Source organism: Citrobacter portucalensis (assembly GCF_002042885.1).
Lineage (GTDB): Bacteria > Pseudomonadota > Gammaproteobacteria > Enterobacterales > Enterobacteriaceae > Citrobacter > Citrobacter portucalensis.
This window is the reverse complement of record NZ_MVFY01000009.1, coordinates 171,181-186,971: the sequence shown is the minus strand read 5'-3', so window position 1 is coordinate 186,971 and position 15,791 is coordinate 171,181. Positions and strand designations below refer to the sequence as shown.

The following is a 15,791-nucleotide window of genomic DNA, read 5'->3' as shown; positions in this document are numbered from 1 at the left end:
CTATTGATGAGAGTTTGGTGTCTTTATGTGTCTGACAGGCATCTTTCCATTCAAACTACCGTTTCGCTACCGTCAAAGTGCTACAAATATAAAGATTTAGTTTCAAAAAGAAAAAATGTGTAACAATATGTTATTTTTGTGCAACTTTGTGAACAGCGTCAAACTTCGAATGCCCCTGCGCTTAAGATTCTCGTTTTTATTTCTATTTATATGATTTTCTTATGTTTAATTTTGCTAAGGTCATTTTTTATCCGTTATACCGGAAAGTTCGGATTTTACAGGTAACGATTTTTGGACGTCTGGAATGCCGTGCGAGAGGTTAAAAAATGTACTATTTAATCAGAAAATGCTAATCCACAATAAAATTGCTGATTATTTTTTGTGCAAATGTATTGCGATGAAATATTACGTAACAGGTGGAGGGGATTGAAAGGTTGTGTTTAACGTGAGATGGGTATCCAGATAGCACGAAAAGGGTATAAAAAAGGCCAGCAATGCTGGCCTTTGAAACAATAACGCACGTTTAGAAGGTGGCGTTACGTGGAGTACGCGGGAACGGAATAACATCACGGACGTTCTGTACGCCGGTGACGTAAGCGATCAGACGCTCGAAGCCCAATCCGAAGCCGGAATGCGGAACGGTACCGTAGCGACGCAGGTCGCGATACCACCAGTAATCCTCTTTGTTCAGACCCATTTCCAGCATACGGGCATCCAGCACGTCCAGGCGCTCTTCACGCTGAGAACCACCGATGATTTCACCGATTCCCGGGGCCAGTACGTCCATTGCAGCAACGGTTTTACCGTCTTCGTTAAGGCGCATATAAAACGCTTTGATATCTTTCGGGTAGTTTTTCACTACCACCGGCGCTTTAAAGTGCTCTTCAGCAAGGTAACGTTCATGCTCAGAAGACAGATCCACACCCCAGTAAACCGGGTTTTCGAACTGTTTACCGCATTTTTCCAGAATGCTTACCGCGTCAGTGTAATCCACCTGCGCGAAGTCAGCGTCAATGAAACGTTCCAGGCGTGAAATCGCGTCCTTATCGACACGTTCAGCGAAGAATTTCATATCATCCGCACGCTCTGCCAGTACGGCTTTAAACGCGTACTTCAGCATCGCTTCAGCCAGGCCTGCAACATCATTCAGGTCAGCAAAAGCCACTTCTGGTTCCAGCATCCAGAACTCTGCCAGGTGACGACTGGTGTTAGAGTTTTCTGCACGGAATGTCGGGCCAAAAGTATAAATTTTAGACAGGGCGCAGGCGTAGGTTTCACCGTTCAGCTGACCGGAAACGGTCAGGAAGGCTTCTTTACCAAAGAAGTCTTTGTCGAAATCGACTTTGCCCTGATCGTTACGCGGCAGGTTTTCCAGATCCAGCGTAGAAACACGGAACATTTCACCGGCACCTTCCGTATCGGAAGCGGTGATCAACGGAGTCGATACCCAAAAGAAACCCTGCTCGTGGAAGAAACGATGCAGAGCTTGCGCCAGCGTATGACGTACACGCGCTACCGCACCAATCATGTTGGTACGCGGACGCATGTGCGCCACTTCACGCAGATACTCAATGCTGTGACGCTTAGCTGCCATTGGGTAAGTGTCAGGATCTTCAACCCAGCCCGTTACTTCAACCTCAGTGGCCTGAATTTCAAAGCTCTGTCCTTGTCCAGGAGATGCAACGACTTTACCCGTTACGATAACTGAACAACCCGTCGTCAGGCGCAGTACGTCCTGATTGTAATTGGGCAGAGAATTATTGATGACGGCCTGTACAGGATCAAAGCAGGAACCGTCATAAACGGCGAGGAAGGAGATGCCAGCTTTTGAATCTCGGCGGGTACGCACCCATCCGCGCACGGTGACTTCGCTGTCAACGGCTACGCGGCCCTGGAGTACGTCGGCTACAGGCACAACGCTCATAATATTCTCTCTGTTAATAGTCGGATATATAAACACATGTCCACCCGTAATGGGGGGATACCTATGTTACCTGGCATCTGCAATCAGACAAGCAGAATTCGTAGCTGGAGTGAAAGATTTCGGAAATAAACGCGAAAAAGGGAGCCAAAATGGCTCCCTGGAAGGCTTAACTGGCTTTTTTGATATGCGGGAGATCGAAGGCTTTGCGCAGTGCACGAACAAATGCTTTATCGTGGCAGATGGTTTTACCCGGGCTGTCAGATAACTTCGCCACCGGTTTGCCGTTACATTCCACCAGCTTGATCACAATATTGAGTGGCTTAACCTGCGGAATGTCGCATGTTAGCCGTGTCCCAATACCAAAACTCAACTGTACACGGGAAGAGAAGTGGCGGTAGAGTTCAATCGCTTTTTTCAGATCGAGATTATCTGAGAAGACCAGCGTTTTGCTTAGCGGATCAATACCCAGTTTTTCATAATGGGCGATGGCTTTTTCACCCCATTCCACCGGATCGCCTGAGTCATGGCGTAGACCCTGATAGCGGGTAGCAAACTCAACGCCAAAGTCGCGTAAAAATGCGTCCATGGTAATGCAATCGGTCAATGCAATGCCGAGTTGATCAGGGTATTCATTTAACCAGGCTGCCAGGGCTACGCGCTGGCTGGTGGCAAGTTCTGGACTGATTTGCTGATGAGCCTGGAACCACTCATGCGCCTGCGTACCCATTGGGGTTAATGACAGGCGGCGGGCCAGATCGTAGTTACTGGTGCCGACAAACCAGGGCTCTAGCTGCAGGCGTTTAACGATAGCCTGCTGTACTTCGCGCGAAAAACGACGACGCGTACCGAAATCCATCAAATGGAAGCGGGACATATCGACATCTTTCGTTAAAGCAGAGAATTCTACTAGTTTGCTTTCCAGCTCATCGAGTGCCTGCGGGACGCCTGATTCAGGTGAACGGTAACGGTGTACCAGTTCGCTAATCACAGCTAACAGCGGGACTTCCCACATGATCACTTCACGCCACGGACCGGTTAAGCGGATGTTTAGCTTGCCGTTATCATTGGTGACGCAAACCTGTTCCGGGTTATAGCGGAAATCACGTAACCAGGTGAGGTAATCAGCTTTAAAGAAAGGCAGGCCGGAGAGCCACTGGTACTCATCCTCCTGCAGTCGCAGGTGCTGCATAGCATTCACCTGCTCACGAATAGAATCGGCATAAATACCGAGCAGGTCATCGCCACGGCAACGAAATTCAGCCGCTACTTGTACATCATAGTAGTGGTGAAAAACGGCTTGCTGCATATGCAACTTATAAGCGTCTGTATCCAGCAGCGAGTGCAGAACAGGAGAAGCGAATTGTGTCATAGGTGCGCAGTAGCATCCTCTCACGGGAGCGTTTAGTACAATAAACAACTAAGAAAACCGCTGGAGTATACCCTGTTTAGCGATTTATTGAACCCCGATCACACCATAAGCTGTCTTTCTGGTCGAGGGCATTTCGTGCCGCGTGTTATAAAAATGTAGCAAAAAGGGTGTTTGTGCCTGAAAAGATGAACATTCTGCGTAGCGCGATTTACGCAACAGGAATAGACTGAAGCCGAGACTCTATTAAAGATGCTAAAGGTTTTTTTATGACACAACAGCCACAAGCCAAATACCGTCACGACTATCGTGCGCCGGATTACCAGATTACTGATATTGACTTGACCTTTGACCTGGATGCTGAAAAAACCGTGGTCACCGCAGTGAGCCAGGCTGTCCGTCATGGCGCGCCTGATGCGCCTCTGCGCCTGAATGGCGAAGATCTGACTCTGGTGTCGATCCACGTGAACGACGAGCCGTGGACAGAGTATAAAGAAGAAGAGGGCGCTCTGGTCATTAGTCAACTGCCGGAACGTTTTACGCTGCGTATCGTGAATGAAATTAGCCCAGCGGCCAATACCGCGCTGGAAGGACTGTACAAGTCCGGCGACGCGCTGTGCACCCAGTGTGAAGCGGAAGGTTTCCGTCATATTACCTGGTATCTCGACAGGCCTGATGTCCTGGCGCGTTTTACCACCAAAATTATCGCCGATAAAACCCAATATCCGTTCCTGCTCTCTAACGGCAACCGTGTGGCGCAGGGGGAACTGGAAAATGGTCGTCACTGGGTACAGTGGCAGGACCCGTTCCCGAAACCGTGCTATCTGTTTGCGCTGGTAGCCGGCGATTTCGACGTTCTTCGCGACACCTTTACTACCCGTTCCGGGCGTGAAGTAGCGCTGGAACTGTACGTCGATCGCGGCAACCTTGACCGCGCTCCGTGGGCGATGACCTCGCTGAAAAACTCCATGAAATGGGATGAAGAGCGCTTTGGCCTCGAGTATGACCTCGACATCTATATGATTGTCGCTGTGGATTTCTTCAACATGGGCGCGATGGAGAATAAAGGTCTGAACATCTTTAACTCCAAATATGTGCTGGCACGTACCGATACCGCCACCGACAAAGACTACCTCGATATTGAGCGCGTCATCGGTCATGAGTATTTCCACAACTGGACCGGCAACCGCGTGACCTGTCGCGACTGGTTCCAGTTGAGCCTGAAAGAAGGGTTAACCGTGTTCCGCGATCAGGAGTTCAGTTCCGATCTCGGCTCACGTGCGGTAAACCGGATCAGCAATGTGCGTACCATGCGTGGCCTGCAGTTTGCCGAGGATGCCAGCCCAATGGCGCATCCTATCCGTCCGGATATGGTCATCGAAATGAACAACTTCTATACCCTGACCGTGTACGAAAAGGGCGCTGAAGTCATCCGTATGATCCACACCCTGCTCGGTGAGGCTAACTTCCAGAAAGGGATGCAACTGTACTTTGAGCGTCATGACGGCAGTGCTGCAACCTGTGATGATTTCGTGCAGGCGATGGAAGATGCTTCTAACGTTGATCTCTCCCATTTCCGCCGCTGGTACAGTCAGTCCGGTACGCCGATTCTGACCGTGCGTGATGACTACAATCCGTCAACTGAGCAGTACACGCTGACGATCAGCCAGCGCACGCCGGCCACGCCGGATCAGGCCGAAAAACAGCCGCTGCATATTCCTTTCGCCCTCGAGTTGTATGACAACGAAGGGAAAGTGATCCCGCTACAAAAAGGCGGGCACCCGGTGAATTCTGTACTCAACGTCACCCAGGCAGAGCAGACGTTTGTCTTCGATAACGTCTACTTCCAGCCGGTTCCGGCGCTGCTGTGCGAATTCTCCGCGCCGGTAAAACTGGAATACAAATGGAGCGATCAGCAACTGACCTTCCTGATGCGTCATGCGCGTAACGATTTCTCTCGTTGGGACGCGGCGCAAAGCCTGCTGGCGACCTATATTAAGCTTAACGTTGCCCGTCATCAGCAGGGACAACCGCTGTCGCTGCCGGTACACGTGGCTGATGCATTCCGCGCAATTTTACTGGATGAGAAAATCGATCCGGCGCTGGCGGCAGAGATCCTGACGCTGCCTTCAGTAAATGAAATAGCCGAACTGTTCGACATCATCGATCCGGTGGCGATAACCGAAGTACGCGAAGCGTTAACCCGCACGCTGGCGGCCGAGCTGGCAGATGAATTCCTCGCCATCTATAACGCTAATCATCTTGATGAGTACCGCGTTGAGCATGCCGATATTGGCAAGCGTACGCTGCGCAATGCCTGCCTGCGTTTCCTGGCCTTTGGCGAAACCCATCTGGCTGACACGCTGGTAAGCAAGCAGTATCGTGAAGCGAACAATATGACCGATGCGCTGGCGGCGCTATCCGCGGCAGTGGCGGCGCAGCTGCCTTGTCGCGACGCGCTAATGCAGGAGTATGACGATAAGTGGCACCATGACGGTCTGGTGATGGACAAATGGTTTATCCTGCAATCCACCAGCCCGGCGAAAAACGTGCTGGAAACGGTACGCGGCCTGCTGAAGCATCGCTCTTTCAGTATGAGTAACCCGAACCGAATTCGTTCGCTGATCGGTGCCTTTGCGGGTAGCAACCCGGCGGCATTCCATGCGGAAGATGGTAGTGGATATCAGTTCCTGGTCGACATGTTGACTGAGCTTAATAGTCGTAACCCGCAGGTGGCGTCACGTCTGATTGAGCCGCTGATTCGCTTAAAACGTTATGATGCAAAACGTCAGGCGAAAATGCGTGCGGCGCTGGAACAGCTGAAAGGTCTGGAGAATCTCTCCGGCGATCTGTTCGAGAAGATTGACAAAGCGTTAGCCTGAAACGTTGACCTGTAGTTTAGTAGGCCGGATAAGGCGGTAACGCCGCCATCCGGCAAAAGGCCCGGTAAGCGCTACCGGGCCTGGTTTTCTGAGCGGTTATCCATGTCGAAGGATCGATTGTTCCGTCTCGCCGCGTTTCATAACCCGGTTCAACACTTCCGCTTCCAGATCGGCTAACCGTACCGATCCCAAACGGCGGGGGCGCTGAATATCCACCGTCAGATCCAACCCGATTTTTCCGTCCTCAATCAGCAACACGCGATCGGCCATTGCCACCGCTTCACTGACGTCATGAGTGACCAGCAGTACGGTAAAGCCGTGCTCTTGCCATAAAGAGACGATCAGATCCTGCATTTCAAGGCGGGTTAGGGCATCCAGAGCGCCGAGGGGTTCATCCAGCAGCAGCAAACCGGGGCGATGAATTAATGCCCGTGCCAGGGCTACACGCTGTTTTTGTCCACCGGACAGCGCAGCCGGCCATTCGTGAGCACGACTCTCCAGCCCAACGGCGGCCAGCGCATCTCGGGCCGCATCGGGCCACTGACCTTTCAGACCCAGGCCCACATTATCGATAACCGTCTTCCATGGCAGCAGACGCGCATCCTGGAACATCATTCGCGTATCATCCTGAATTTCCGCCAGTGGGGTGGTTCCGGCAAGTAATGCGCCTGAGGTCGGTGATTCCAGCCCTGCCAGCAGACGCAGCAACGTACTTTTACCACCGCCGCTGCGGCCAACCACGGCAACAAACTGTCCGGCCGGAATATGCAAATCTAATTGATTGAGCACTGTATTGGCGGCGTATTGTTTTGTCACGGCGCTCAGCAACAGCGGTATACCCTGGTTCAGGCGAGCGGTATTCATACGGTAGCCTCCTTTACATGGTAAGCCGGATGCCAGCGTAGCCAGACTCGCTCCAGCAGTTGGGCGCTGACGTCGGCAAGTTTGCCGAGCAGGGCGTAGAGAATAATGGCCACCACGACCACATCGGTTTGCAGAAATTCGCGGGCGTTCATCGCCAGGTAACCAATACCGGCATTGGCAGAAATGGTTTCCGCCACAATCAGCGTCAGCCACATCAGCCCGAGAGCAAAACGCACGCCGACCATAATCGAGGGCAGGGCGCCGGGGAGGATCACATGAACAAACAGTGAAAAGCCGGATAATCCATAGCTGCGCGCCATTTCTACCAGCCCACGATCAATATTACGGATCCCATGCCAGGTGTTGATGTAAATTGGGAACAGTGTGCCCAACGCCACGAGAAAGATCTTGGCGGATTCATCAATGCCGAACCACAAAATCACCAGCGGGATCAGCGCCAGATGCGGTACGTTACGCAGCATCTGCACCGAGGTATCCAGCAGGCGTTCTCCCCAACGCGAAAGACCGCTGATAAGTCCCAGTGTCAGGCCAATCGATCCACCGATGGAGAATCCGATCAGCGCGCGCCAGGAACTGATGGCCAGATGCTGCCAAAGCTCGCCGCTGGCGGAAAGCGTCCAGAAAGCTTCGATAACACCTTCCGGAGAGGGCAGAATGCGAGTGGACAGCCAGCCCATTGAAGATGCGAGCTGCCAGAGCGCCACCAAACCTACCGGTAAAAACCAGGGCGCGAGGCGTAATAACCACCTGTTTTTCGGCGTTGCCATTAGCCGCTCCTTAGCTTTGCGCGACTTTGCGCGGAATAAATTCGTTTGCCACCGCTTCACCTTGTTGTTGCAGGTATTGCGGCTGCGGAATTTCCGGTATAGCAACATCCAGATGCGGGAACAGCAGCTCGCCAACCTTGTATGCCTCTTCCAGATGTGGGTATCCGGACAACACAAAGCTGTCGATTCCCAGCGCGGCATACTCGTTGATACGCGCCGCGACAGTCGGACCATCTCCGACCAGCGCGGTACCCGCGCCACCGCGTACCAGTCCAACGCCTGCCCACAGGTTCGGACTAATTTCCAGTTTGTCGCGTTTACCATTGTGCAGTGCAGCCATTCGCTGCTGACCAACCGAATCCGTTCTTGAGAAGGCGGCCTGGGCTTTGGCAATGGTGTCGTCATCAAGGTGGGCTATCAGACGATCCGCTGCCTGCCACGCCTCGCGGGTTGTCTCCCGTACGATCACATGCAGACGAATACCAAAGCGGATCTTGCGCCCGAGCGCCGCCGCTTTGGCTCGCACCTGTTCAATCTTCGCTTTCACCTGCTCAGGGGGCTCGCCCCAGGTCAGATAAAGATCAACCTGCTCGGCAGCAAGGTCTTGTGCGACATCAGACGAGCCGCCGAAATAAAGCGGTGGCTGGGGTTGTTGTACGGGAGGGAAAAACAGCTTCGCGCCGCGAACATGAATATGTTTGCCGTTGAAATCCACCGTTTCACCTTGCAGCAGTCGCCGCCAGACCTGAGTAAATTCAGCAGAGGCTTCATATCGTTCTGTGTGATCGAGGAACACGCCGTCGCCTGCCAGCTCCTGCGGATCGCTGCCGGTCACCAGATTAAATAACGCCCGGCCATTTGAGAGTCTGTCGAGCGTCGCAGCCTGACGTGCGGCAACCGTTGGCGAGGTGACGCTTGGGCGCAGCGCGACCAGAAACTTTAATCTCTGGGTGACCGGGATCATCGAAGCGGCGACCAGCCAGGCATCTTCGCAAGAGCGACCGGTTGGGATCAGGACGCCGGTAAATCCAAGACGATCGGCCGTTTGCGCGATTTGTTGCAGATAACTGTGATCGACCGGGCGCGAACCTTCTTCCGTTCCAAGATAATGACCGTCACCGTGGGTGGGTAAAAACCAGAACATATTCAGACTCATAATTTTTCTCCTGCCTGCTGAGTGGGTTGCCAGATACGCTGGCGAATATCGATTTTTTTCGGCACCAAACGGTTGTCATAAAACAGATCGGCGGTTTGTTGTTGCAGGGCAGCAACAGAGGCGTTGACTGGCACAATGGTGGTTGGCGGACGGTGATCCAGATAAGACGCAATCACCGGTTCGGGCAGCCCCATGGTTTTGGCCAGCAGGGTAATGCTTTGCTGGCGCTGACTGAGCGTTAACGCATCGGCCTGGCTAAAGGTATCCAGTACGCCAAGTACAAAAGCGCCATTTTTCTCGGCATAAGGACGGGCGGCGAGATAAAACGAACCGGTTTGCTTGAGGTCTGAGCCGTCCTTCAGTACGCGTACATCACCTTGAAGTAACGCGGCGGAATAATAGGGATCCCAGATAGCCCACGCATCCACGTTTCCTTGCTGAAAGGCCGCTCGCGCATCGGCGGGAGTCAGATACGTCGGTTGAATATCGGTAAATTTCAGTCCGGCCTGTTGCAGCGCCCGGAGCAGTAAATTGTGGGCGCTGGAGCCTTTCTGGAAGGCGACTTTATGTCCTTTAAGCTGCGCGACGCTCTGGATCGGGCTATTTTTTGGCACCAGAATTACTTCGGCTTTTGGTTTAGGCGGTTCAACGCCCACGTAAACCAGATCGGCTCCGGCGGCCTGGGCGAAAATCGGCGGAATGTCACCGGTACTGCCGAGATCGATACTGCCGATATTGAGTGCTTCCAGCATTTGCGGCCCAGCCGGGAATTCAACCCACGAGATTTTAGTCTGCGGATAGCGTTTCTCGAGTAGCTGATGGCTTTTGGCCAGCACCATACTGACGCTTCCTTTCTGGTAACCAATACGCAGAGCATCGGGGGCCGATTCTGCGGCATGCCCCAGCGTTGACAGCGACAACAACCCGGTCAGTGCCAGCCATGACGTGTGACGCCTGAGAAAATCAAGCATGAGCGGCACCTCGCAGGGTGTTCAGTTGAGGAAGTTGGACATCGCGACGATGCAACGCCAGCCAGAAGGTATCGAGCGCACTGTCCAGACGCTGCTGAAGGTTGGGCGTAAACTGAGGTTTATGTTGATAATCAATTACCTGTGAATCATCAGCAAACACACCGTGCAGGATCTCCTGGGCCTTTAATGCGCTCAGTACCGGTTTCAGCGCGTAATCGACGGCAAGTAAATGCGCCACGCTGCCGCCGGTCGCCAACGGCAAAACCACTTTCCCTTCCAGCGCCCGCTCGGGGAGTAGGTCGAGCAGGGTTTTCAGGGCGCCAGAGTAAGCGGCTTTATAGACTGGTGTTGCGACAATCAGCCCGTCTGCATCCTGCAATTGTTCGATAAATGTGTTCAGCGCCGGACTGTCGAAACGAGCATAGATCAGGTCTTCCGGGGCAAAATTGTGCAGGTTCCAGTGAAAGATTTCGACATCCTGACCGTGAAGTTTTTCTCGGGCATATTCCAGTAACGCACTGGATCGAGAGGGAAAGCGAGGGCTCCCCGCCAGAGTGATGACGCGCATAATTTCATTCTCCCCTTATAACTAATTGTTTGCTTTTGGTTAACATTGATAACAATTTGAGCAGTCTGGCAGAGAGATTTTGTTTATCGAAATGATTTATACGGGATAGAAAAGTTGGAAATTGAATAAAAAGGCAGAGGCGAGGAAAACGATTGCTATTTATTGCCGCAGGTCAATTCCCTTTTTGCTCGCGATCGCACATAATACGCCCCCGGTTTGCACACCGGGAATCCAGGAGAGTTCATGTACTACCCCTTCGTTCGTAAAGCCCTTTTTCAGCTCGATCCAGAGCGCGCTCATGAATTGACATTCCAGCAATTACGTCGCATTACCGGCACACCGCTTGAAGCGCTTGTGCGCCAGAAAGTACCGGCAAAACCGGTTACCTGTATGGGGTTGACGTTTAAAAATCCGCTCGGGCTTGCTGCCGGACTGGATAAAGACGGGGAGTGCATTGATGCGCTCGGCGCGATGGGATTTGGTTCCATTGAGATTGGTACCGTGACGCCACGCCCTCAGCCGGGTAACGATAAACCGCGTCTGTTCCGTCTGGTCGATGCAGAAGGTTTGATCAACCGTATGGGGTTTAATAACCACGGGGTTGATAACCTGGTTGAGAACGTTAAAAAATCGCATTTCGACGGTATTCTGGGTATTAATATTGGTAAGAACAAAGATACCCCAGTAGAGAACGGCAAAGATGACTATCTGATTTGTATGGAAAAAGTCTATGCTTATGCTGGTTATATCGCGATTAATATCTCTTCGCCGAATACGCCGGGATTACGTACGCTGCAATACGGCGAGGCGCTGGACGATCTCCTGACGGCAATTAAAAATAAGCAAAACGATCTGCAAGCGATCCACCATAAATATGTTCCGGTGGCAGTAAAGATCGCGCCGGATCTTTCTGTGGAAGAACTGATCCAGGTCGCCGATAGTTTAGTTCGTCATAATATTGATGGCGTAATTGCGACTAACACCACCCTCGATCGTTCTCTTGTTCAGGGAATGAAAAATTGCGATCAAATGGGTGGTCTGAGCGGTCGACCGTTGCAATTAAAAAGTACAGAAATTATTCGCCAGTTGTCTCAGGAATTAAAAGGTCAGCTGCCGATTATTGGCGTTGGTGGTATCGACTCGGTGATTGCTGCACGTGAGAAAATAGCTGCTGGTGCAACCCTCGTACAGATTTATTCGGGCTTTATTTTTAAAGGTCCGCCGTTGATAAAAGAAATCGTCAGCAATATCTGAATGCTACCTTAATCACAAACCAGGGCTTTATTTCTAGCCCTGGTTGTTTTATATTCCTTTACTGTTGCTTATTTAAACATTCTGAGCTTTTATTATTAGGGTAATAAACGAAGCGGCAAAAGGATACTGTCGTAACGGTGATGATTAAGGAAAGGAGAGAAACTGATGCGAATTAAACCCGACGATAACTGGCGCTGGTATTATGATGAAGAGCACGATCGTATGATGCTCGATTTAGCCAATGGCATGTTATTCCGTTCGCGTTTTGCTCGTAAAATGCTCACTCCTGATGCATTTTCTCCGTCAGGTTTTTGTGTTGATGACGCCGCGCTTTATTTTTCCTTTGAAGAAAAATGTCGCTACCTGGATTTAGCCAAAGAACAAAAAGCGGAACTGGTGCTTAATGCGCTGGTGGCGATTCGTTATCTCAAACCGCAAATGCCAAAAAGCTGGCACTTTGTCGCACACGGTATTAACTGGTCGCCGGTCGTGGGTGACGCAGCCTGTGTTGATTTAAGCGATACTGATGAACAGGTAAACCTGTTAGTGGTTGAGCCGGGTGAAAACGCCGCGCTTTGCCTGCTTGCGCAACCTGGCGTGGTTATCGCCGGGCGTACGATGCAGCTTGGCGATGCGATTAAAATAATGAATGACAGACTGAAACCGCAGGCCGTTGTTGACAGTTTCAGCCTTGAGCAGGCGGTTTAGCTCTCCAGCCTGATTGCCGTTTTGGGAACACAGCTGCAGCAAAGAATTGTTCCGTCGTCCCCCATCGCTGATTTCTTCAACGGGCTAACTTCGCCTTCTACCAGCCGAATTCGACAGCATCCGCAAATGCCTGCCCGGCATGAATAGGGAACCCGGATACCCTGGTTTTCCAACTGCTCAAGCAATACCTGCTGATTATTTCCGCGAAAGGTCTGTCCCTGCCAGTCAATAAGCACCGTGGCATCAGGTTGTTGTTCGGGTGTAGTTTCGTCTGATTCAGCCGCGCCGTACGCTCTGGCGGGGCCGGTTGCCAAAATTTCTACCTCATCGCCGACGCGAATAACGCCACTGTTACGCGCGATAAGATTCTGACCGAAATCGACATCGCCGTTATCTACCGCAGTGCGGAAGGTTTGTAATGTGGCAAGCGGTTCACCGGATGGATGTTTCTGGCCTTTTTCCGGGCTAACTGTCGTGAAAATACAGCGGCTACAGGGTTTTGCTACATCAAAAATGACGTCGCCAATACGAATCACTTTCCAGGTATCTTCTTCCCAGGCACCAGCTCCCGAAACTACTATATTGGGGCGAAACTGTTCCATTTTGACGCTTGCCGGACAGCGCTGTTGCACATCGCGCAGGGATGCTTCGTTGGCCAGCAGATAGGGATAACCATCAGCGAAGGATAAAGGAACATCAACATGGCGTTTTACACGGCGCGTCAGCTGCGGGCCGACCCAGCGTAACTGCACTTCACGGGAGAAAAAGCCGCTAAGCCACTGGTTGATAGCCGCTGGCGCAATACGCGCGGTAAAATGGTTTCCCCATACTTCTGTTGGCGCATCCTGGCTAGCGAAATCGGCAAATCGCACGAGCGCGCTGCTGCCATCTGGAGCTGTAAGATGCAGCCCATCGTGGAATGGGGAAGGCGTAAAACGGACCATTTGTGGGAACTGGCGGGCGGTTATGAACGTTCCGTCAGGTTCAGTGATCATAAATATGCGATCAAAGGCGAGACCGCTAATATCTGCCAGGGCATGCGTAAGCCCAATGCCGCGCATTGATTTAACCGGATGAATAAAAAGTCGGGTTAACGTGACCACTGTACAGCCCCTCGAATGAAAATAAGCCTTCAACTTTATGACATACAGCCCATATTAGCTATAATGCGCAGCAATTTTCTTGGAGTAAAAGTGACATTATGAATTCTCTGTTTGCCAGTACGGCCCGCGGGCTGGAAGAGCTGTTAAAAACTGAACTGGAAAACCTCGGCGCGCTGGAGTGTCAGGTCGTTCAGGGTGGGGTCCATTTTAAGGGCGACACGCGGCTTGTTTACCAGAGCCTGATGTGGAGCCGCCTGGCCTCGCGCATTATCCTGCCGATGGGAGAGTGCAAGGTCTACAGCGATCTTGATCTGTACCTCGGCGTTCAGGCAATCGACTGGACAGAGATATTTAACCCTGGTGCTACGTTTGCCGTCCATTTTAGCGGACTGAACGAGACCATTCGTAACAGCCAGTACGGCGCACTGAAGGTCAAGGATGCGATTGTCGATGCCTTTACCCGCAAAAATATGCCGCGTCCGAATGTGGATCGTGAATCTCCGGATCTGCGCATCAACGTCTGGTTGAACAAAGATACTGCCAGCATTGCGCTCGATCTGAGCGGTGACGGTTTGCATCAGCGTGGCTATCGCGATCGCGCGGGTCAGGCACCGATTAAAGAGACGCTGGCCGCGGCAATTGTTATGCGTTCTGGCTGGCAGCCGGGAACCCCGTTACTCGATCCGATGTGTGGTTCCGGCACGCTGCTGATTGAAGCGGCAATGTGGGCGACCGATCGCGCGCCGGGTCTGCACCGTGGATACTGGGGCTTCAGCGGTTGGGCGCAACACGACGAAGCTGTCTGGCAAGAAGTTAAAGCCGAAGCGCAGGTGCGTGCGCGTAAGGGACTGGCTGACTATACCTCGCATTTTTATGGATCCGATAGCGATGCGCGCGTGATTGAAAAAGCGCGTAGTAATGCTCGCCGCGCCGGTATCGCCGATCTGATGACGTTTGACGTGAAAGATGTCGCCAAACTGAGCAATCCGCTGCCGAAAGGACCGTATGGGACAGTTATCAGTAACCCGCCTTACGGCGAACGTCTGGATAGCGAACCGGCGCTGATTGCCCTGCACAGCCTGCTGGGCCGTACGATGAAAAACCAGTTTGGCGGCTGGAATTTGTCGCTGTTCAGCGCCTCGCCGGATCTGCTCAGCAGCCTGCAATTACGTGCCGACAAGCAGTTCAAAGCGAAAAACGGCCCGCTGGATTGTGTGCAGAAGAATTATCACGTTGCAGAGACCACTGCGGACAGCAAGCCGGCTACGGTAGCGGAAGATTATGCCAACCGCCTGCGCAAGAATATTAAGAAGCTGGAAAAATGGGCGCGTCAGGAAGGCATTGAATGCTATCGCCTGTATGACGCTGACCTGCCGGAATACAACGTTGCAGTAGATCGTTACGGTGATTGGGTCGTGGTTCAGGAATACGCACCGCCGAAGACGGTTGATGCGCAAAAAGCACGTCAACGCTTGTTCGACATCATTGCCGCCACGCTGTCAGTACTGGAAATCGCGCCAAACAAACTGGTGCTGAAAACCCGTGAGCGTCAGAAAGGCAAGAATCAGTATCAGAAGATGAATGAGAAGGGTGAATTCATTGAGGTAAGCGAGTACAACGCGCGCCTGTGGGTTAACCTGACTGACTACCTTGATACGGGTTTATTCCTCGATCACCGTATTGCGCGCCGCATGCTGGGGCAGATGAGTAAAGGTAAGGACTTCCTCAACCTGTTTTCCTACACCGGTAGCGCCAGCGTACATGCAGGATTGGGCGGCGCGCGTAGCACCACGACGGTCGATATGTCGCGTACCTATCTGGAATGGGCGGAACGTAACCTGCGTCTGAACGGCCTGAGCGGTCGCGCTCACCGTTTAATTCAGGCCGATTGCCTGGGCTGGCTGCGTGATGCGAATGAACAGTTTGATCTGATTTTCATCGATCCGCCGACGTTCTCTAACTCAAAACGTATGGAAGATTCGTTTGATGTGCAGCGCGATCATCTGGCGCTGATGAAAGATCTGAAACGTCTGCTGCGTAAAGACGGCACGATCATGTTCTCCAACAACAAACGTGGGTTCCGTATGGATCTCGACGGTTTGGCTGAACTGGGATTGAAAGCACAAGAAATTACCCAAAAAACGCTTTCCCAGGATTTTGCCCGTAACCGTCAGATCCACAATTGCTGGCTGATTACCGCAGCCTGA

The 15,791-nt window shown here is 52.2% G+C and carries 12 protein-coding genes; 4 read left to right on the top strand and 8 right to left on the bottom strand.

Annotated elements, in window-relative coordinates; genetic code table 11:
- Nucleotides 1-523: 523 nt before the first annotated feature.
- Entirely contained in the window at nucleotides 524-1,924 is a 1,401-nt protein-coding gene (gene asnS / locus BZK40_RS15440; protein WP_020996514.1) for an asparagine--tRNA ligase, read from the bottom strand.
- A gap of 166 nt (nucleotides 1,925-2,090) precedes the next feature.
- Nucleotides 2,091-3,293 (bottom strand): nicotinate phosphoribosyltransferase, encoded by a 1,203-nt coding sequence (gene pncB / locus BZK40_RS15435; RefSeq protein ID WP_079934923.1) that lies wholly within the window; start codon nucleotides 3,291-3,293, stop codon nucleotides 2,091-2,093.
- Between the two features lie 266 nt (nucleotides 3,294-3,559).
- Here pncB and pepN point away from each other — a divergent pair, with 266 nt between their 5' ends.
- Nucleotides 3,560-6,172, top strand: a complete 2,613-nt coding sequence (gene pepN / locus BZK40_RS15430; RefSeq protein ID WP_079934922.1) for an aminopeptidase N — start codon at nucleotides 3,560-3,562, stop codon at nucleotides 6,170-6,172.
- 96 nt (nucleotides 6,173-6,268) lie between these two features.
- Here the strand turns inward: pepN and ssuB are convergent, their stop codons facing one another.
- From ssuB to ssuE, 5 genes are read right to left on the bottom strand one after another with little or no spacing between them, the layout of a single operon-like run.
- Entirely contained in the window at nucleotides 6,269-7,036 is a 768-nt protein-coding gene (gene ssuB, locus BZK40_RS15425) for an aliphatic sulfonates ABC transporter ATP-binding protein (protein WP_079934921.1), read from the bottom strand.
- Complete coding sequence (ssuC, locus tag BZK40_RS15420; protein ID WP_048227025.1) at nucleotides 7,033-7,824, bottom strand: aliphatic sulfonate ABC transporter permease SsuC; 792 nt, start codon at nucleotides 7,822-7,824, stop codon at nucleotides 7,033-7,035. The genes ssuB and ssuC overlap by 4 nt, the downstream gene beginning before the upstream one ends.
- Before the next feature lie 10 nt (nucleotides 7,825-7,834).
- The gene (gene ssuD / locus BZK40_RS15415) at nucleotides 7,835-8,980 is read right to left on the bottom strand and encodes an FMNH2-dependent alkanesulfonate monooxygenase (RefSeq protein WP_079934920.1); all 1,146 of its coding nucleotides are present in this window, start codon (nucleotides 8,978-8,980) and stop codon (nucleotides 7,835-7,837) included.
- Nucleotides 8,977-9,951, bottom strand: coding sequence for a sulfonate ABC transporter substrate-binding protein (locus BZK40_RS15410; protein WP_048235698.1), 975 nt, complete (start codon nucleotides 9,949-9,951; stop codon nucleotides 8,977-8,979). Before BZK40_RS15410 ends, ssuD begins: the two co-directional genes overlap by 4 nt.
- The gene (ssuE, locus tag BZK40_RS15405) at nucleotides 9,944-10,519 is read right to left on the bottom strand and encodes an NADPH-dependent FMN reductase (protein WP_032942900.1); all 576 of its coding nucleotides are present in this window, start codon (nucleotides 10,517-10,519) and stop codon (nucleotides 9,944-9,946) included. Before ssuE ends, BZK40_RS15410 begins: the two co-directional genes overlap by 8 nt.
- 243 nt (nucleotides 10,520-10,762) lie before the next feature.
- Between ssuE and pyrD the strand changes: the two genes are divergently transcribed.
- Together pyrD and zapC are read left to right on the top strand one after the other, a co-directional pair.
- Entirely contained in the window at nucleotides 10,763-11,773 is a 1,011-nt protein-coding gene (gene pyrD, locus BZK40_RS15395; RefSeq protein ID WP_003831973.1) for a quinone-dependent dihydroorotate dehydrogenase, read from the top strand.
- A 165-nt stretch (nucleotides 11,774-11,938) separates the two neighbouring features.
- Nucleotides 11,939-12,481 (top strand): cell division protein ZapC, encoded by a 543-nt coding sequence (zapC, locus tag BZK40_RS15390; protein ID WP_003035852.1) that lies wholly within the window; start codon nucleotides 11,939-11,941, stop codon nucleotides 12,479-12,481.
- Here zapC and BZK40_RS15385 read toward each other — a convergent pair.
- Nucleotides 12,478-13,584: a YcbX family protein gene (locus tag BZK40_RS15385; RefSeq protein WP_079934919.1), complete on the bottom strand. Its 1,107-nt coding sequence runs from the start codon at nucleotides 13,582-13,584 to the stop codon at nucleotides 12,478-12,480. The genes zapC and BZK40_RS15385 overlap by 4 nt on opposite strands.
- A 98-nt stretch (nucleotides 13,585-13,682) precedes the next feature.
- Between BZK40_RS15385 and rlmKL the strand changes: the two genes are divergently transcribed.
- On the top strand, nucleotides 13,683-15,791 hold the full coding sequence (gene rlmKL / locus BZK40_RS15380; RefSeq protein ID WP_003831977.1) for a bifunctional 23S rRNA (guanine(2069)-N(7))-methyltransferase RlmK/23S rRNA (guanine(2445)-N(2))-methyltransferase RlmL: 2,109 nt from the start codon (nucleotides 13,683-13,685) through the stop codon (nucleotides 15,789-15,791).